10 protein-coding genes are annotated in these 18,907 nt (G+C 61.3%); 3 read left to right on the top strand and 7 right to left on the bottom strand.

The genetic code is table 11. From position 1 onward, the window contains the following. Nucleotides 1–48: 48 nt before the first annotated feature. The gene (locus GOQ25_RS16925) at nt 49–306 is read left to right on the top strand and encodes a DUF1488 family protein (protein WP_160351649.1); all 258 of its coding nucleotides are present in this window, start codon (nt 49–51) and stop codon (nt 304–306) included. 480 nt (nt 307–786) lie between these two features. Continuing rightward, nucleotides 787–4,458, top strand: coding sequence for an ATP-binding protein (locus GOQ25_RS16920; RefSeq protein ID WP_160351648.1), 3,672 nt, complete (start codon nt 787–789; stop codon nt 4,456–4,458). 104 nt (nt 4,459–4,562) lie between these two features. Here the strand turns inward: GOQ25_RS16920 and GOQ25_RS16915 are convergent, their stop codons facing one another. Next, entirely contained in the window at nt 4,563–4,850 is a 288-nt protein-coding gene (locus GOQ25_RS16915) for a MatE family transporter (protein WP_160351647.1), read from the bottom strand. Between the two features lie 228 nt (nt 4,851–5,078). On the opposite strand from GOQ25_RS16915, the gene GOQ25_RS16910 reads away from it, so the two are divergent. Next, nucleotides 5,079–6,428 (top strand): sigma-54 dependent transcriptional regulator, encoded by a 1,350-nt coding sequence (locus tag GOQ25_RS16910; protein WP_160351646.1) that lies wholly within the window; start codon nt 5,079–5,081, stop codon nt 6,426–6,428. On the opposite strand, the gene GOQ25_RS16905 is transcribed toward GOQ25_RS16910, so the two are convergent. The 6 genes from GOQ25_RS16905 to treS are packed head-to-tail and all read right to left on the bottom strand — an operon-like array spanning nt 6,389 to nt 18,906. Next, the gene (locus tag GOQ25_RS16905; RefSeq protein ID WP_160351645.1) at nt 6,389–7,543 is read right to left on the bottom strand and encodes a DNA topoisomerase IB; all 1,155 of its coding nucleotides are present in this window, start codon (nt 7,541–7,543) and stop codon (nt 6,389–6,391) included. The two genes, GOQ25_RS16910 and GOQ25_RS16905, sit on opposite strands and share 40 nt — an antisense overlap. Then, nucleotides 7,540–9,615: a 4-alpha-glucanotransferase gene (gene malQ / locus GOQ25_RS16900; RefSeq protein ID WP_160351644.1), complete on the bottom strand. Its 2,076-nt coding sequence runs from the start codon at nt 9,613–9,615 to the stop codon at nt 7,540–7,542. Before malQ ends, GOQ25_RS16905 begins: the two co-directional genes overlap by 4 nt. Further along, nucleotides 9,612–11,363 (bottom strand): malto-oligosyltrehalose trehalohydrolase, encoded by a 1,752-nt coding sequence (gene treZ, locus GOQ25_RS16895; protein WP_160351643.1) that lies wholly within the window; start codon nt 11,361–11,363, stop codon nt 9,612–9,614. The genes malQ and treZ overlap by 4 nt, the downstream gene beginning before the upstream one ends. Continuing rightward, nucleotides 11,360–13,459: a glycogen debranching protein GlgX gene (gene glgX, locus GOQ25_RS16890; RefSeq protein WP_160351642.1), complete on the bottom strand. Its 2,100-nt coding sequence runs from the start codon at nt 13,457–13,459 to the stop codon at nt 11,360–11,362. The genes treZ and glgX overlap by 4 nt, the downstream gene beginning before the upstream one ends. A gap of 12 nt (nt 13,460–13,471) precedes the next feature. Further along, complete coding sequence (glgB, locus tag GOQ25_RS16885) at nt 13,472–15,631, bottom strand: 1,4-alpha-glucan branching protein GlgB (RefSeq protein WP_160351641.1); 2,160 nt, start codon at nt 15,629–15,631, stop codon at nt 13,472–13,474. Beyond that, nucleotides 15,628–18,906 (bottom strand): maltose alpha-D-glucosyltransferase, encoded by a 3,279-nt coding sequence (treS, locus tag GOQ25_RS16880; RefSeq protein ID WP_160351640.1) that lies wholly within the window; start codon nt 18,904–18,906, stop codon nt 15,628–15,630. Before treS ends, glgB begins: the two co-directional genes overlap by 4 nt. Nucleotide 18,907 lies beyond the last annotated feature (1 nt).

The raw sequence follows: 18,907 nt of genomic DNA, 5'->3' as shown, positions 1-18,907 counted from the left end.
CCACGGCTTTAGTCAATATGACGGACCGCTTACCTAGGAGTAACTGAGATGAAGTTCACTAAAGCGACGGAAGCCAAAACGCAGGGCGACGCAATTGTGTTCAACATGGAGCTCAACGGGGTGGTGAGACAGTTTGAGATTTCAGGGGATGTGCTGCGCCGCCGGTTCGGGGCGGCGGACGATACCGCTGTAGAACTGCTCAAAGCCTTCGAATCCGGAGCCGATTCCGTCCGAGATGCCGCGCAGCGTGTTCGATCAGTGCCTGCCGAGGGGTCAATTCAATTGGGAGCCGGAGACTTTTCCTGAGATCGTCAAGGCGGCCGGCTCGGCAACGGCCAATCTCGGGCATGAAATTTGCTTGGTAGCAGGAAATGACAGTAATCGGGCGGCCCGCCTGTCTGTATCACACGGACCGCCTTTAAATATCCACAGCGAAAGGACAGCTATGAGCCCCAAGACAACACGACTTCTCACTATCGCGGCCGTTGCCGTTATCTTCGCGGTGCTGATTTCTGTTGTGCCTTGGTGAGGACGTAGTGCGAGAGTGCTGGGGGAGATGAGCTCGCTTGATCTATCACCGTGCACTTTGAACTTTAATAATATTTCGTTACTCGAAATGATAAATTGTTGCTTCCTCGTCGGTGTAGCTGGGGGGAAGTTGGGTAATGTAGCTCACGCGGCGGGGCACGCGACTGTGTAGTTCTAGCCGCTTATAAATTTAGATAGATCCGCGACGTGGCATCGACAGCGCAATCATCCTTTGGATTCCTGCCCGCACAGGGTGAAATGGCCCAACAGATACGGGCATTTTCCTGGGCCGATACATCTATCGGTCCTCCGGATACTTGGCCCGAGCGTTTGCGTAGCGCATTAAGCCTGTGCTTGAGTTCGCGCTTCCCCATCGTGCTGTGGTGGGGCCCGGATATGCGAATGTTCTATAACGACGCGTACATTCCCTTCCTCGGGCCCCACAAGCATCCCGGGGCGCTATGGAAGCGGGCTTCCGAGGCTTGGCCAGAGATCTGGGACGAGATTGGCCCGATGCTCTCAAGTGTTTATGCCATGGGAGAGGCCACTTGGCGCAGCGACCATCAGTTTTTCTTTGAACGTGCGTTGCCGCGTGAAGAGGTGTACTTCACGTTCACCTATGGGCCGATTCTGGCGTCGGACGGGGTGACGGTCGAAGGGATATTCTGTCCGTGTACCGAGACCACGGAAAAAATTCTGAGTACGCGCCGGCTGAACGTACTGCGCCAGCTCAGCACGCGCCGTCTGCCTGACGGCGGTATCCCCGCCGCCGCGGTCAATATCTGTGCCGAACTGAGCACTAGCAAGGAGGACGTGCCCTTCGCCGCGATTTATAGCATTGAGGGCGAGCACGCCAAGATGTTGGCCAGCACGGGCTTGGTGGTGTCCGACGCTGAAGCGATTTCGTGGCCACTACAGGAGGTCGCATCTAGTGGCCAGTCAATGACCGTGGAGTTGAGCGCCCTGGACGTGCAGATGGAGCAGGGCGCTTGGCCGGAGCCCGCGCGATTCGCCCGGCTGGTTCCGCTGGACTGGTTGCCTGATGGGGCCGTCAACGGCGTGATGGTGCTGGGGGTCAGCCCGCGCCGGCCGCTCGATGAACCCTACCGCGATTTTCTCGCGTTGGTGGCAAGCCATAGCGCCAGTGCGTTGAACAGTGCCGCTACCTTTGAGCTGGAAAGCCGTCGCGCTCAGGCGTTGGCTGAACTGGATCGCGCAAAGACGGCGTTTTTCTCTAATGTCAGCCATGAATTCCGCACACCCCTGACCCTGATACTTGGGCCAGTGGAAGAAGCACTGGAGAACCCGAGTAACCCGCTGGACCGCAAGCAACTGCATATGTTGCATCGCAACGCACTGCGGCTGCAAAAGCTGGTTAACACGCTGCTCGATTTCTCGCGTATCGAAGCGGGACAATTGCAGGCCTGCTTCGAGCCCGTCAATCTGGGCCGTGTCACGGCCGAGCATGCCAGCGCATTCCGCTCGGCTATCGAGGCGGCGGGGCTGCGCCTGCGGGTCGACTGCGATAGCGTCGAGGTTTATGTCGCGCGCGATCTGTACGAGAAAATCCTCCTCAATTTGCTATCCAATGCGTTCAAGTACACCCCGAGAGGCGAAATCGCGGTAACCCTGCGCGATCTCGGTACGCAAGTCGAGCTTTGCGTGTCCGACACCGGGATCGGTATTGCCGATGCCGAGCACCAGGCTATTTTCGAGCGATTCCATCGCGTCGAGGGCGTCCCGTCGCGCACGCACGAGGGCACGGGAATTGGGCTGACTTTGGTGCGCGAACTTGTCAAACTGCACGGGGGCGACATCAGCGTCGACAGCCGACCAGGCGCGGGGAGCACGTTTATCGTGAGGCTGCCCAAGGGCACGGCACATTTGAGAGCCGAGGATATCAACCGCGCCGCGCCACAGCCCCTCACGCGTAGCCTCAGCGCGCCTTATACGTTGGAAGCGGCGCAATGGCTCACCGAAGATTCGGCGCCCATCGCCGTGCACGAGGCCACTCGCTCGCGCCCAGTGGTCCTCTACGTAGACGATAACGCGGACATGCGCGACTACATGGGCCGTTTATTGGCAACCCGGTATGAGGTGCGCGCCGCGAACGATGGCCCCTCGGCGCTGGCCAGCATACGCAAATCCCCGCCGGATTTAGTGATTGCCGACGTGATGATGCCGGGCTTCGACGGGCTGTCGCTTTTGCGCGCGGTGCGCAGCGACGCAGTCACGCGGGCCTTGCCGGTCATTCTGTTGTCGGCGAAAGCGGGCGAGGAAGACCGCGTGGAGGGCATGGAGGCTGGCGCCGACGACTATCTGGTCAAACCCTTTTCCGCCCGCGAACTCGTGGCGCGCGTCAGTGCCCATCTGCGCTTATCGCGATTGCGGCAGGAGACCTTACGCACCCTGCGCGCCAACGAGGTTCGGCTACGCACGATCATCGAACAGCTCCCCGTGGGCCTGGGGGTCGCGGACGTGACCGGGCGATGGATTCTGACCAATGCCATGATGAGCGGTTATGCGCCCACGGCCATGCCGACAACCGTCCCTTCTGAGCGTAGCCGATGGCGTGCCTGGGACGAGAACGAGAAAGCGGTGCCTATGGAAGACTGGCCCGGCCAGCGTGCGTTGCGTGGTGAAGTCGTCACCCAAGGCATGGAAATGCAATACACGGCGCCGGACGGGCGCGAGTACTGGTTGCGCTCGACCGCTACGCCCTTGCGCACCGACGATCGTAGCCTCATCGGTGCCTGCCTGGTGCTGCAAGACATCACCGAGCTCAAACGTGTCGAGCAAGAACTGTTAGAAGCCCATCGCCGCAAGGACGAGTTTCTTGCCACGCTGGCGCACGAGCTGCGTAATCCCTTATCGCCGATGCACAACGGACTCTACCTGCTCAAGCAGGGGGCGAGCTCCGAGGAGACGGCTCGTATTCACGACATGCTGCAGCGACAAGTCGCGCATATGCACCGACTGGTGGACGATTTGCTGGAGATCGCCCGGATCAATAACGGTCGGATTTCGCTGCGTAAGGAACCCGTCGAGATCGCCGATGTGGTGCGCAACGCCTTGGAAACTTGCCGCTCGGCCATTGAAGCCGGGGAACATACTCTGACCCTCGATTTACCGGAATCCCCAATAGTCTTGGAGGCCGATCCGGTGCGGCTCGCTCAGGTCATTTCGAATGTGCTGACGAACGCGGCGAAATACACGAACAATGGCGGGCGCATTCGGCTACGCGTACGGTGCGAGGCCGACGAGGCCGTGATTTCAGTCACCGACAACGGAGTAGGGATCCCCGCCGAACAGATATCGCACGTATTCGATCTGTTTACACAGTTGGATGGCGCTCGAGGGCAGGGGGGCCTGGGTATCGGCCTGACGCTCGTCCGTACGCTGGTTGAGCTGCATGGCGGGCGTGTCGATGTTCATAGTGGTGGGCTGAATCAAGGCAGCGAGTTTGTCCTTCGCCTGCCTATGCCGCCCGCGCCACCCGTGTCGGTTGCTCCAGCCGCGCCTATGCAAGCGGCGCAGGGTCTGGGGCGGATTCTTGTCGTCGATGACAATCGCGATTCTGCCGAGACCACGTCGCTCGTGCTGGAATCCTTCGGGGCACAGGTTCAGGTTGCCGCCGATGGGCCGAGCGCGTTGGCGATGTTGGATGCTTTCCAGCCGGAAGTGATCATGCTGGATATCGGCATGCCAGGGATGAACGGGTACGAGGTTGCGCGCCGCGTGCGCGAAGCCGGTTGTACCGCGACGCTCGTGGCCATGACCGGATGGGGGCAGGAGGACGACCGTCGCCGTTCCAAAGAGGCAGGGTTTGACCATCACTTAGTCAAGCCGATGAACTTCGACGCGTTAGAGCGCTTGTTGGTGACGCTCGCACAAGAACGTGCTTCTGGTAGCGGATCCGGCGTTGCATAGCCGCGCCCCTACAACCGGGGCGATGTATGAGCGTACCGCGCGCCACGAAATGGGCCCCGACTTAGCGGGGCCCGACCATCGCCAAACCGGACGTCGTAGAGGTATTAATCCTCGATTTCTCCACCCAAAGAATGGCCGGATGCGGGAGGCAACCCACCATTACGTTCCGGGTCAGCCGGCGTGCGGGCCAGACCCGCTTCGTCGGCATTGACTTCTTGATCGATATCGATATCCTGAGCGTCCTCGGGCTGAGCTGTCGGGAGGTCCGCAGACGCACGCTCGCCAGTGCCGGCGGCATCGCTATCGGCGGGATGTCCTGGCCGGTCGCTCGCGCTGTCCGAGGAATCGCTAGGACCAAAAGGATCAGGGTTGTTTGAGACGCTTGCGTTCATGAAAAGGACTCCTTAAATTTCAACCTTTTCCCGCAATACTCATGCCTGAAACGGTCAGGGTTCCGCGCAATTCGTATGTAATTGCAAGAAAGAGCAAACGACCGCACAAAGTAACAGTCTGGTCATCATGTTTCAGGCATAGTGTCGGCTCTCCCGTAATTGAAGTCGGGAGGCAAGTGTCACGAAAGGTCTACCCCAAATTCAAGATAGGCGCTAGGAGATGATGCTATGCCTCACTTATTGATCCTCGACGACGACGATCTGATACGCGACACGCTATCAGAAGTCGCGCGCGATAGCGGTTTTTCCGTCGGGGAAGCTGCTTCGGTCAGCGAAGCGCTAGAACAACTTACTTTGCGTCCGCCCCAACTGCTGTTGGCGGACATCCGCGTCAAGGGCGGCGATGGCCTGGAAGTGTGCCGCAACGCCAGCGCGCTGGGCAGCGAAGTCGTCGTGATGACGGGCTATAGCTCGGTCGATTATGCCGTCGAAGCCATGCGTCTAGGGGTGCGCGATTTCCTGCGCAAACCCATCTGCATGGATCGCCTGCAAAGCATTCTGGATCGGATTGCCAGTACGGCCGAACACATCCCGGCAGAGGGTTTTCGCGGCCGCATGGTCGGCGAGTCCGCCGGGATACAAGAGGTCTACCGCAGCATTGCCCGGGTGGGACCCACCAACACCACGGTCATGCTGATTGGCGAGAGCGGCACGGGCAAAGAGCTCGCCGCGGAAGCCATTCACAAGGCCAGCAAGCGCGCGGACAAGCCCTATATCGCCGTCAACTGCGGCGCGATCTCGCCCAACCTGATGGAAAGCGAGCTGTTCGGCCACGAGCGCGGCAGCTTCACCGGGGCGGACCGGCAACATAAGGGCTATTTCGAGCAGGCCGATGGCGGGACCTTATTCCTCGACGAAGTGACGGAAATGCCGTTGGAGCTGCAGGTCAAGCTGCTGCGCGTCTTGGAAAGCCACGAGTTCATGCGCGTGGGCAGTCACAAGATCCAAAAATGTGACGTGCGGGTCGTCGCGGCGACTAACCGTAATCCGGAGCAAGCCGTACGCGATGGGCGCCTGCGCGAGGATCTGTATTACCGCCTGGCCGTGTTCCCGCTAGAGTTGCCGCCCTTGCGCGCACGCGAATCCGACCCTCAATTGCTGGCGGATCGATTCCTCGCGGATCTTAATGAAATGCATGGTACTCAACGGGTGTTTTCCCCCGAGGTGTACGAACAACTGCTGACCCATAACTGGCCTGGCAACGTCCGCGAGTTGCGAAACTATGTGCAACGGGCCTACGTCATGGCCGATGGCGACACGCTGAACGCGCCGGTCAAGCGCCGGATGCAGATCGGTAAAAAGCCGGCCAGTGGGGATTGCATTGATGTACCGGTGGATACCACGCTGGCGGACGCAGAGCGCAAGCTGATTCTGGCCACGTTAGAACGGTGCGCCGGGGTGAAAAAGCAGGCGGCTACCTTGCTGGGCGTGAGTCCCAAAACCTTGTACAACCGCTTGATGGCCTACGCCGCCGAAGGCTACGTGGTCATGCCGGATCCGGAGCCGGAAAAAGTCTGATTTGCCAGAAACGCCAAAAACCGGCGCTCGGCCACGCTCAGCCCCTTGGGAGACCGAGGGGCTGCGCCTTTGCAGGGCAGCGCGGCGGCGGCATGGGCCTCTAGCACCGAGGGGTGGACATAACAGTTGCGGCAGACGCTGGGTGTGTTCGCCAAGCGACTGGCAACCGTTTTAATCACCTCTGGCACCGAGGCCTGGGGGTTGCTGCGCAGCAAATCGAACGCATACACCGATGCTGCCCAGGTTCGATAATGTTTGGCCGTGAAATCCTGCGCGCAGGCAGCGCGCAGATAATCATTGACCATACTGGAATCGACCGCCCGGCGTTGTCCCGATTCGTCCCGATACTGAAAGAGACGTTGGCCCGGGATTTCCATGCACTGCCGCACCAGCCGCGCCAAGCGTCGGTCGCGCACGGTAATGTCGTGCGCGACGCCGCTCTTGCCGGTAAAGGTGAGACGGATTTGGCTGCCATCCACCTTGGTGTGGCGGCGCGATAGCGTCGTCAAGCCATAAGATCGATTCTGTCGCGCATATTCGTCAGATCCAATACGGATGAGCGTGCGCTCCAATAGCGTGACCACTAATGCCAGGACCCGCTCGGGCGGTAACCCGGGCCGGGCGAGATCCTGCTGTACCCGGCGACGGATGCGGGGCAGCGACGCGCCGAATAGCGCCAGCTGTTGAAATTTGTTGGCGTTGCGGTTCGCGGTCCATTCCGGGTGATAGCGATACTGTTTGCGTCCGCGAGCATCCCGCGCCGTCGCCTGAATGTGTCCGTTCTCCATGGGACATATCCAGACGTCTTCGTACGCGGGCGGGATGGCTAATGCGCGTATGCGGGCCAACGTGGCTTCATCACGCACGCGTCGTCCGTCGGCATCGACATAGTGGAATTCGCCATCCTTGCCGCGCACGCGTCGCAGGCCAGGGCCGCGATCGTCGCAATACACCAGGCCCTTGATGGAATCGCATGCGGGGGCAGCAGTGGCTTTGGCAGCCGGCGTAGTCGTGCGCTTAGTCGCGTTCGGGCGCCGTTTTTGCGCGGTCGCGCGGGGCTTGGCGCGCGGCGTGGGCGATGTATCGACGAGCCGGGTCGCGAGGTGTAGCGTCATAGGGTTCTCCGTCCCCGGCGCAAGGCTTCCAGGCGTGATTGCCATTCTGCGGAATCAAATTGCGCAAGCGTGTCCCCGGGTAATCGTCGCTGCCAGTTTGGAAACTCAGTCACCGTGCCCGGAACATTGGGTGCCTCGTCGATGCCGGCAATGTCCTCCATGCCCGCCAGCACGAGCTCGCAAGGCGTGCTCGCCACGAAAGCCAGGAGCGCCTCGGCAGGCGCATCGTCTGGCAGAGCGGTCTCTTCCTGCATCGTGTCCCAAAGCGCCTGCTTCTCGGATTGTCTCTCTTGGAGCAGCGAAGCCGCCGATTCATCGTCGCGCAGACGCCCGGCTTGCTCACGTTGCAAGATATCCGTGCCTTTCCACCAACCCGACAAGGTCGGCAGATCGTGGGTGGTCGTCAGCGCCGCCGCTTCGACCGGCCAATCTTCGGTGCCCAGGAAAACGGGACGCGTCGAGGTCGGCTCGCGCATGAACCATAAGACATTCATGCCCGCGATGCCGTGTTCGGCCATTCTTTCGTCAAAGCCCGGCGGCACCGTCCCCAGGTTTTCACCGATCACCAGACCGCGATGACGCCATGCCTCCAGGGCGATGAGTCCCATCAAGGCCTCGCCCGGCAGATTCAAATACGCGCCCTCGGCGGGCGTCCCGCCTTCGGGGACTAGCCATAGACGCTCCATTCCGAGGATATGGTCAATGCGCGTGCCACCCGTCTGGGCCAGCGCTGCGCGCAACACGCCAATGAACGGCTCGTAGCCACGCTGCTGCAGCGCGCGAGGCGACAATGCCGCCAAGCCCCAGGACTGCCCGCGCGGCTGATAGAGGTCCGGCGGAGCGCCGACCGACACGCCTTGTAGAAAGCTCTCGGGATCGCTCCAGACCTGGCTGCCTCCTGGGCTGACTCCTACGGCCAAGTCGCTAAGCAACCCGATACACATCCCGGAGTCGATGGCCGCTGCCTGGGCGCGCGCGAGGCTGGCCGCCGTCAGCCACTGAGCGAAACAATGGAAGTCGATCTCGCGCGCATGCTGTCTCGCGAACTCGCGTACCGACGGCGAGCGGGGGTTTTGCCATCCGGTTTGCCAGCCTGTCCAGAGCGTCGAGGGGTCGCCTTGGCTACCGTGCAAGGCTTCGAATACCGCGTGATCGCGCAGGCGTTGGCCGTGGCGTTCACAATAAGCGCGATAGTCCCGTTGATGCTTGGCGTCCATCTCACCAAAACGACTGTGCAGTTCGCGCATTACCTGCATTCTGGTCGCCGCAGCACGAGGCCAGTCAATGACGGACGCGCGGTCCAAGGTGGCCAAGTCCGTTTGAGGCATCGCGCTAAGCGACTGACGCACGGCGGCTTCGCCCAGCACCATGGCGGGCGCGGCATACAGCACGTTCAGGAAAAAGCGATTCGAAGGCGAGTAGGGGCTGCATGAACCCGGCTGCGCGCTGAACATCGCGTGCAGGGGATTCAACGCCAATACATCCGCGCCGGCTGCGCCCAGACGCTGCGAAAGTTCGGCTACCGTGCCCAGATCGCCATAGCCCCAGGTACCTCGCACCGGGTCCGGGTCGCAGCGACGCAGGCTATACACCTGTGCCATCAGCCCCCAGCTACGCGGCGCGTCGCGTCCGAGCAGGGCGGCCATGTCTGGCGCACGCGGGGTGATCGCCAATCGCTGAGGTTCCCGGCCCGCTTGCCGTAGGGTGTAATAGCCGGGTGGCGCGCTTAGACGCAAGCACGCGCCGCCTTCATGGGATTCAAGCGTGACGGCGTACATCTCGCCGCCATCTTCGGCGATCAGCTCCGCCGCGCCCTCTCGCCAGCCGGACAACACCGCCACGCTGCCCGCGCGCTGCACCTGCAGCGGATCCTGTGCGCGAGCTTCGGCGTCCAGCGCCGCATGGCTGGCGGCAACGTCGTCGTCGTTATCGGCAGGCAGTCCCAACGCTTTCAATAGAACCCGTAACGATGCAGCCTCCATGCGCTGCGTGGTTTTGTGCGCATCGATCCAATGCTCCTGCAGACCCGCGCGCTGCGCCAGTGCAGAAAGATCCCGGGCGCGAGTCGTCATGGCCGTTCCTCTATCAAGCACAGCGTACAAAACGGGAGCAACACGCCACCCACCAGTTGGGCCAGGCCCCCACTTTGGCTTTCATACTGCAGTGACTGGTAGGGCGTGACCGGGATCGGTTCGGGTACCTCCACCGGGTCCGGACCAAGGTTGGACAAAATGATCAGGCGGCTGCCATCGCCCAAGCGCCAATGGGCTTGCACCGCGGCCGGGCCCAACACGCGACCTGGTTCGCTACGGGCGCCCGCCAGACGGTGTTTGAGGTAACGCTGACGCAGATCCAGGAGGAACGTGTAGTAGGAAATCCAAGCGCGTCGCACGCCGTTGCCACCCCACGGCAGGCTGCGCTCGAACGTTTCCGGCGCGTTGGGGTCCGGCAGATCGGCGTGCTTGGCCAGTTCAGAGAACTCGCGTGCGCGTCCCTGACGCACCGCCTCGGCCAATGCTTCGTCGGTATGGCTGGTGAAGTAGAGGAAGGGCGCGGTGGAACCGACTTCCTCGCCCATGAAAATCATGGGGATACCGGGCGAGAGCAAATGCATGGCGATAGCCGCGCACAGCGCACGTTCATCGCACAGCTGACGCAGCCGCTCGCCCAGCGCGCGATTGCCGGTCTGATCATGGTTCTGCAAAAACCAGATGAAGGAAGAGGGAGGCAAGTCATCGCTCGGCTCGCCCCGGCATTCGCCGCCGCGAAATGCCGACGCCTGCCCTTGGTAATGCCAACCCTGCTGAAGGCAGCGACTCAGAACATGCGCGGGTTCCTCGGCATAGTCGCTGTAGTAGCTGATCTTTTCTCCGGTCAGTAGATGATGCAGCACATGGTGGCCGTCATCATTCCATTGTGCGTCGAAACCAGCACGCAGAAGGCTGGCGCGATTTTTATCGTCTTCGATGACGAGATACACGCGACGCGACCCCAGGCGCTCGCGCACGCGTTGGGGAAATTCACGTAGCCAGTCATCGGCCTCGATCGCGTGCACGGCATCCAGTCGCAGGCCGTCGAAGCGATATTCGTCCAGCCAATAGCAGGCGTTGTCCTCGAAATAGCGTCGCACCTCCGGTCGCCGGAAGTCGATCGCCGCGCCCCAGGGCGTCGCAATATCCTCGCGAAAGAACGGCTTGGCTATCTGCGGCAGGTAGTTGCCATCTGGCCCAAAGTGGTTGTAGACCACGTCGAGCATCACGGCAATGCCCAGCCCATGCGCGCAATCGATCAAGTGTTTCAACGCGTCCGGCGTGCCATAGGCGGTGTCCGGCGCATAGGGCAGCACGCCGTCGTAGCCCCAATTGCGCGGACCCGGGAAATCGGCGATGGGCATTAGCTCCACGACATTGACGCCAAGCGCGGCCAACTCAGGCAAGCGTTCGCGCAGTCCGTCGAATCCGCCCGCCGCGCCGGCGTGCACCTCGTAGATCACGGCCTGTTCCCAAGGCGGGGCCTGCCAGCGCGTGTTGCGCCAGACGTACTCGTCACCGACCACCACGCTTTCATCATGCACGTCGCCATCCTGCAGGCGCGATGCAGGATCTGGAATGCGTGTGCCATCGCCCAAGCGATAGGCATAACGTGTCCCGGGTGGGCATTGGGGTACCTCGATCTCGACCAGCCCATCCGGCCCGGGAGTCAGTTCCAAGGGCGCACGGCCGGCGATTTCCAGGCGCAGGCCCGGTTGCGCCGAGGGGGCCCATAGGCGGAAAAGCGCGCTGCCGTCAGGATTGGGCGTGGCGCCAAAAAAGGGGCTCATTGTGCATCTCCGGCCGAAAAGGTCGTGGCGAGTAAAACCACGCTATGTGCTTGAACCTCGACCGTGGACGCCTGCAATGCGTCGGAGACGGACAGGTCGGCCGAATCGAGGGCGCGTTGCCACGACAGTTCTGGTCCGGGCACGCTGAACGTCACCGGATCTCCCGTGGGATTCAACAGCAATAGCGTGACGTCGAGTTCGTTGTTTCGGCCATGTGTCGCGCGTCGCAGGCCCAGCGCCGCGCCCGTTTCCGGCTGCATCAACGGCTGGCCGTCTGGCTCGAACCATTCGACACGCCGCACGCCTGGCGCCAGTTCCTGGGCGGGATCCAGATAACGCTGCGCATGCAGGCTGGGATGCGCGCGTCGCAGTTCGGTTAAACGGCCGACATAGGCGCTTAGCTCCCGACCCTCCGGACTGTTCGCCTGGTTCCAATCCAGCCATGACAAGGCGTTATCTTGGCAATAGGCATTGTTGTTGCCCGATTGCGTGTTGCCGAATTCGTCGCCGGCCAACATCATCGGCGTGCCGTCGGAGAAATAAAGCGTCGCTAGCAATGCGCGTGCAACACGTGTGCGTGTTTCAAGGATCGCGGCGTCATCGGTTGGGCCTTCTACGCCCCAGTTATTGCTCAGGTTATCCGAATGACCATCTTGCCCGTCTTCGCCGTTGGCCTCGTTATGGCGCTCGTTGTAGCTGACCAGGTCGGCCAGGGTGAATCCGTCATGAGCGGTGATGAAGTTGACGCTCGCCCATGGCCGACGGTGGCGTCGATCGAATAGCGATCGAGACCCCGTCAGTGCATCCATGATCGCGCCGCGCTGACCTTCATCGCCGCGCCAGTACCGCCGCGCGTTATCGCGGAATGCACCATTCCATTCCGCGAATCCGGGCGGGTGATTGCCCAGCTGATATCCATCCGGGCCGATATCCCAGGGCTCGGAGATGAGCTTGCATTTCGCCAGCACCGGATCTTGCAAAATGGCATCGAAAAAGCCCGAGCCCTGATCAAAGCCCGTGCCCTCGCGACCCAGGGTCACGCCCAAATCGAAGCGGAACCCATCCACCCCATAGGACTGCGCCCAATAGCGCAGCGAGTCCATGACCATTTGCAGCACCCGTGGATGCGACATATTGAGCGTATTACCGCAACCCGTATCGTTGATGTAGTAACGCTCCTCGCCCGGGATCAGTCTGTAGTAGCTCGCGTTATCCAGGCCCCGCCATGACAAGGTCGGGCCCCACTCGTTACCCTCGCAAGTATGGTTATAGACCACGTCAAGCCAGACTTGTATGCCCGCCGCATGCAGGCGGCGGATAGCTTGACGCAACTCGTTGGGGCCTTGAGGCGTATACGCGGGTTCCGGCGCGAAAAAGGAAAGGGAGCTGTAGCCCCAATAATTGCGCAGATCGCGCTCAATCAGGAACCGGTCTTGTAAGAAGGCATGGACCGGCATGATTTCCACTGTCGTCACGCCCAGGCGCATGAGGTGGTCGATGAACTTAGGATCGCCTAAAGCGGAGGCGGTGCCGCGCAAGGGGGCTCGCAGGTCTTCACGCTGCATCGAGGCCCCGCGCACGTGGACTTCGTAGACCACCGTGTCTTCCCAGCTCACGCTGGGCGCGCGTGAGTTACCCCAGTTAAATGGCGCGTCCGCCGTTACGATACCCTTGGGCATCAAGGGCGCGCTATCGCGACGATCCAGCGTCAGATCGCCTCTCGAATGGCCAAGGCGATAACCGAACAATCCATCGCCCCAACGCAGTGGCGCATGCAGCTGGCGCGCATACGGGTCGAGCAGCAGCTTGTTTGGATTGAATCGGTGGCCATGAACCGGGTCGAATGGGCCGTATGCCCGATAGCCATAAAGCAGCCCAGGCTCGGCATCCGGCAGATACCCGTGCCAGATTTCATCCGTGCATTCAGGCAAGGGCACGCGCCGCAGTTCCTTGCGTCCCTTGGGATCGAACAGACAAAGATCGATGCGGGTGGCATTGGCCGAAAACACCGCGAAGTTTACGCCGAGCCCGTCGCTGGTCGCTCCTAGCGGATAAGGCAGACCAGGTTCCAGGGGTGCCGATAAAGTTGCGTCCATGTTGGAGGGTTCTCAAGGATGGGAAGGATCGGCAGGCTGAAGCACTAATGTGGTCAAGCCCGGTAGTGTGAGACTCAAACTCTGTTCGTGACCATGGGCCGCGATAACCTCGGCCGCGCAGGTTTGATCGATCGGTTGCGCGTGGCCGCCGTAGCTCGCATCGCTGGTGTTCAAACGCAAGCGCCATTCGCCTCCGCGCGATACGCCGATTCGATAGCCCGAACGCGTCACGGGCGTCAGATTGCAAACCACCAGCAAAGGTGGCGCATCGCCATGACGACGTTCAAACGCGAGCACGCTGTTGTTCGCATCGTCGCCTATGGTCCAGGCAAAGCCCGCGGGGTCGCTGTCGCCCTGATACAGCAGAGGCTCGTTGCAATAAAGTTGGTTAAGGGCGCGAACCAGTCGTTGCACACCGCGATGGGCAGGATCATCGAGCAGATCCCAGGCGAGGACATGGTCGTGATGCCACTCATGCGGCTGCGCGATTTCGCCGCCCATGAAGAGCAGTTTCTTACCTGGATGCATCCACATGAACCCGAAGTACGCGCGCAGATTGGCGATGCGGGTTTCTTGGTCACCTGGCATGCGGCCATATAAGGAACCCTTGCCGTGCACGACCTCGTCGTGGGAAAGCGGCAAAATGAAGTGTTCAGAATGCGCATACACCATCCCGAACGTCATATCCCGGTGGTGATAACGCCGATGCACCGGGTCTTCCTTCATATAACGCAGGGTGTCATTCATCCACCCCATGTTCCACTTGTAGTCGAAGCCCAAGCCTCCACTGGTCGTGGCCCGCGTTACCCCCGGCCATGAGGTCGATTCCTCGGCGATGGTGATTGCACCGTCCTCGCGTTCATGCACGCTGTCGTTCAACGCGCGCAGAAATTCGATCGCTTCGAGATTCTCCCGGCCGCCGTAGCGATTGGGTATCCATTCGCCAGCTTTGCGGCTGTAATCCCGATACAACATCGATGCCACCGCGTCGACGCGCAGCCCATCGACGTGAAAACGATTTAGCCACTGATGCGCGCTGGCCAGCAGCATCGCGCGGACTTCGTTGCGGCCCAGGTTATACACGCAGCTATGCCAGTCAGGGTGATAGCCTTCGCGGGGATCGGCATACTCATACAACGCCGTGCCATCGAACAGTGCGAGACCGTGCGGGTCATCCGGGAAGTGCGCGGGGACCCAGTCCATGATCACACCGATTCCCGCGGCATGGCAGCGATCCACGAATCGCGCGAATGCCTCGGGCGAGCCGTAACGCGAGGTAGGCGCGAACTGGCCCAGCGGCTGGTAGCCCCACGACCCGCCAAACGGATACTCCGCGACCGGCATCAGCTCGATGTGGGTAAAGCCCATTGCCCTGGCGTACTCGGGCAAACGCTGGGAAAGCTCCTCCCAATCGTTCGCGCTGCTCCAAGATCCCGCATGCACCTCATAGACCGAAATCGGCCGGTCCACCGATGCATCGCGATCCCGCATCCACGCGTCGTCCTGCCACGCATAAGGCTGCGTATCGGCAATGATGGAGGCCGTGTTCGGCGGCAGTTCGGCTTGCTGCGCCAAGGGATCGGCTTTCCAGCGCAACTGGCCCTCATGATCCAGAATCGCGAACTTATAGCGCTGACCCGCCACGGCGTGCGGCAGGAAAAACTCCCACACCCCCGCGCGATGACGCAAGCGCATCCCGTGGCGGCGCGCGTCCCAACCGTTAAAGTCCCCGGCGATCGACACCCGGCGCGCATTCGGGGCCCAGACCGTGCAGCGCAGGCCGGGCACGCCCTGGTGGTCCTCCAGACGAGGCAGCATTTGCAGCACCGCTTGCCAATCGCTATTGGAAAATGCGGTCAGGGTCTCGTCCGACAACCACGAATCAAAGGCATACGGGTCGGCGAGTTCCTGCTCACCGTCAGCCCATCGCACCACGAGGGTATAGGCTTGCGGGCCTTTGCCACGCAGGTCTGGAATCACTGCGTGAAATAAGCCATCCTGGCCGTCCAGCATGACCTCTGTCCCATCCGCTAGCCGCGCGCGTACTTCGAGCGCGCCAGGCATCAGCACACGCAGATCTTCGCCATGCGGACCCAGCACGGAAAATGGGTCGCCATGTGAACCGTCTACCAACGCGCGGCGTTCCGCATCCGACAAGCGCGCGAAACTCATACTTGACCTCCGGCGGCGCTGTCGTCACGCACAGCTGCCGAAAGCAGGAGCTCTCGACCCAGCTCAGCCAATGCAGCCAGCGGTACGGGAATCCAGGTCGGCCGATGCGCGGCCTCGTAGCAAACCTCGTAGGCGGCTTTCTCGAGCTGGGCCAACGATAACAAGGCGGCCTCGTCTTGAGCCGAGATCTCGGCCGTAGGCGTACGGGCTTCGCGATAGCCTTGCAGAAAGGCCTCGGATGCCAACGTGCGGAACCGGCACAACAAGGCATCGTGCCGACTCGTCATGGTTCCCGCCAGCGCATCGGCCGGCGGTGCGCCCGTGGTCTCGGGCGCTGCGGGCGCGAGCGCGGTCGTGCGGGCCCCGACACTGGCCGCATAGTCGAACGAGCGCAACAGGCCGGCCAGGTCTTTATAGACCGTATCCGGCGCTTGGCGAGCATCCGCATCGCGCAAGGGCTCGCCTTCGAAATCGATCAGATACGCATCGGTTTGTACGACCAAAACTTGTCCCAAATGGAAATCTCCATGCACCGGCTGACGCGGCACGTTCTGTTCAAGCGCCGCGATGTCGCGGATTCGGGTTTCCAGACGCGGGGCGTGTTCTTCCAGCCATTGCGCGCTGGCTTGCAGGGCTGGTGGCAGATCCGCCCGGTGTTTTTTCAACGCGGCCAAGGCATCACGCAGCTGTCCATTGATTCGATTGACAGTCTCTTCGGGGTCGCCGGGTTCGGCGTCCACATCGAAGAGCGCTGCATGCATCTGGGCCAAACGTTGCCCCACGATCCGTACAAACGCCATGTATCCCGCGAGGCGTTCTTCGAACGCTTCGGCCTCTTCGTCGGCAACCAGCGCCGGGTCCAGTACCCGACGCAGATAATCCAGGGTCCAACCCCAGGCGTCTCCCTCGTTAGCGACGAACTGATGGAACAGCGCGAGCGTGGTGCTGCCGTTATCGTGCTTGCGTTCCAGCGTGCCGAGCAATGCAGGGGTGTTGGTAAACCCGGCCGCCGTCAAGCGCCGGCCCATTTCGGCTTCCCAAGATGGCCCGGGCGATGGCGAACGCAGCACCTTCACCATCACATGATCATCGACAATGGCCGAGCTGTTGCTCTGCTCTGCACCGAGCCACCGCACCGATGGCGACTCGACCTCGGTGATCTCCCGCGCACCCGGCTCGGGTCGGAACACCAACCGCGCATCGCTGGCACCCTGACGTAGCCCATCGACCAACGCACGGATAAACGATTCTTGTAGGCACCCATCAGCGAGGAAGCCCAGTTCCGCACCCCGACGCAGCCGCGCCGCGGGATAGTGCACCTCGGCTTGCTCGCCCCAGACCAGCGCGACCGGCATCTGTAGCGGCGGCTTGTCAGCCGCATGCTGAATGGACACCCAGTAGTAGCGACCCACATGACCGGGCAGGGGAATTACTTCTCCTAATTTCAGATCCTGTGGCGCGCTGCCGGGATACCAACGCTGACGCGCCAGGTACTCGGGCAGCACTTCGTTCTCGAGCACACGACGAGCGCCTTCGGTCAGCGCCAAATCGCCGCGCGGCTTCAATACAAGCGTAACAAGTTCAGGCATTTGTTCCGGCGTTTGGGTATGCCACGAAGGCGCGCTGGCCTCGCGGCTTAATGTGAACCAATAAAAACCATAAGGCGGTAGTGTCAGCAGATAGGGCAACTCGCCAATGGCCGGGAATACCGATCCGCCCAACATTTCCACGGGCACCGCCCCGGCATACTGCTGCAGCGGCAGCTCCACGGGCTGAGCGGATGCCGACAGATTCGCCACGCATAGAATCGTCGTGTCCTGCCACTGCCGCAGATACGCCAGGATCTTGCGGTTGCCGGGGGACAGAAACTTCAGCGTGCCACGGCCAAACGCTTGCGTCTGGCGACGCTGCGCCAGCATGCGGCGTGTCCAATTAAGCAAGGAATGTGGATCGCGCTGTTGCGCCTCGACGTTGATGGCTTCGTAGCCATACAACGGACTCATGATGGGCGGCAGCTGGAGCCGCTCCGGATCGGCACGCGAGAACCCACCGTTGCGATCGGCCGACCACTGCATGGGTGTGCGCACGCCATCGCGGTCGCCGAGATGAATGTTGTCGCCCATGCCGATTTCATCACCGTAATACAGCACCGGCGTGCCTGGCATTGACAGGAGCAGACTGTTCATCAACTCCACCCGACGGCGGTCGCGCTCTAACAGCGGGCCCAGGCGTCTGCGGATCCCCAGGTTAATGCGCGCGCGGGTGTCCGCCGCATACACCTTCCAGAGGTAGTCGCGTTCGCGGCTGGTGACCATTTCAAGCGTCAACTCATCATGGTTGCGCAGAAAGATCGCCCATTGGCAGTTCTCCGGGATATCCGGCGTTTGCCGCATGATGTCCAGGATGGGAAAGCGATCCTCTTGCGCGATGGCCATATACATACGCGGCATCAGCGGGAAATGGAACGACATATGGCACTCGTCGCCTTGCCCGAAATATTCCTGGGCATCTTCCGGCCATTGATTCGCCTCGGCCAGCAACATGCGGCCTGGATATTCGCGTTCCACCACCGCGCGGATTTTCTTCAATACCGCGTGCGTTTCAGGCAGGTTCTCGTTATTTGTGCCCTCGCGCTCCACCAGATACGGCACAGCGTCCAGACGCAAACCATCGACCCCCATATCCAGCCAATAGCGCATCACCCCCAGCACTTCGCGCAGCACATGGGGATTGTCGTAATTCAAATCGGGCTGGTGGCTATAGAAGCGATGCCAGTAGTAGGCATTGGCCACAGGATCCCACGTCCAATTTGACGTCTCGGTATCGCAGAAAATGATGCGGGTGCCGTCATAGGCGCGGTCGGTATCCGACCACACGTAATAGTTACGCGCCACGGAACCCGGCTTGGCGCGCCGCGCGCGTTGGAACCACGGATGCTGATCCGAGGTGTGGTTCACCACTAGTTCCGTGATGACACGCAGACCGCGCGCGTGGGCGGCGCGGATGAGCCGTCGCAAATCGCTCACCGTGCCATAGTCGGTGTGCACGCTGCGATAGTCGGCGATGTCGTAGCCATCGTCACGACGCGGTGAAGGGTAAAACGGCAATAACCATATCGCCGTCACGCCTAGGCTGGCGATGTAGTCCAACTTCGCCAGCAAGCCTGGCAGGTCGCCGATTCCATCGTTATTCGCATCGAAGAACGACTTTACGTGCAGCTGGTACACCACAGCATCTTTGAACCAGAGCGGATCATCATTAAATGTCTGGGTCATT

The sequence above is a fragment of the Bordetella sp. 15P40C-2 genome (assembly GCF_009763235.1).
Classification (GTDB): domain Bacteria; phylum Pseudomonadota; class Gammaproteobacteria; order Burkholderiales; family Burkholderiaceae_B; genus Bordetella_A.
This window is presented reverse-complemented; position numbering and strand designations above follow the sequence as displayed.

Bases quoted from the DNA above. Each gene is read 5' to 3' on its own strand.
- glgX (WP_160351642.1), bottom strand. From the start codon at position 13,459: ATGGACGCAACTTTATCGGCACCCCTGGAACCTGGTCTGCCTTATCCG.
- treZ (WP_160351643.1), bottom strand. From the start codon at position 11,363: ATGAGCCCCTTTTTTGGCGCCACGCCCAATCCTGACGGCAGCGCGCTT.
- GOQ25_RS16915 (WP_160351647.1), bottom strand. From the start codon at position 4,850: ATGAACGCAAGCGTCTCAAACAACCCTGATCCTTTTGGTCCTAGCGAT.
- GOQ25_RS16920 (WP_160351648.1), top strand. From the start codon at position 787: ATGGCCCAACAGATACGGGCATTTTCCTGGGCCGATACATCTATCGGT.
- malQ (WP_160351644.1), bottom strand. From the start codon at position 9,615: ATGACGACTCGCGCCCGGGATCTTTCTGCACTGGCGCAGCGCGCGGGT.
- GOQ25_RS16910 (WP_160351646.1), top strand. From the start codon at position 5,079: ATGCCTCACTTATTGATCCTCGACGACGACGATCTGATACGCGACACG.
- treS (WP_160351640.1), bottom strand. From the start codon at position 18,906: ATGACCCAGACATTTAATGATGATCCGCTCTGGTTCAAAGATGCTGTG.
- GOQ25_RS16905 (WP_160351645.1), bottom strand. From the start codon at position 7,543: ATGACGCTACACCTCGCGACCCGGCTCGTCGATACATCGCCCACGCCG.
- GOQ25_RS16925 (WP_160351649.1), top strand. From the start codon at position 49: ATGAAGTTCACTAAAGCGACGGAAGCCAAAACGCAGGGCGACGCAATT.
- glgB (WP_160351641.1), bottom strand. From the start codon at position 15,631: ATGAGTTTCGCGCGCTTGTCGGATGCGGAACGCCGCGCGTTGGTAGAC.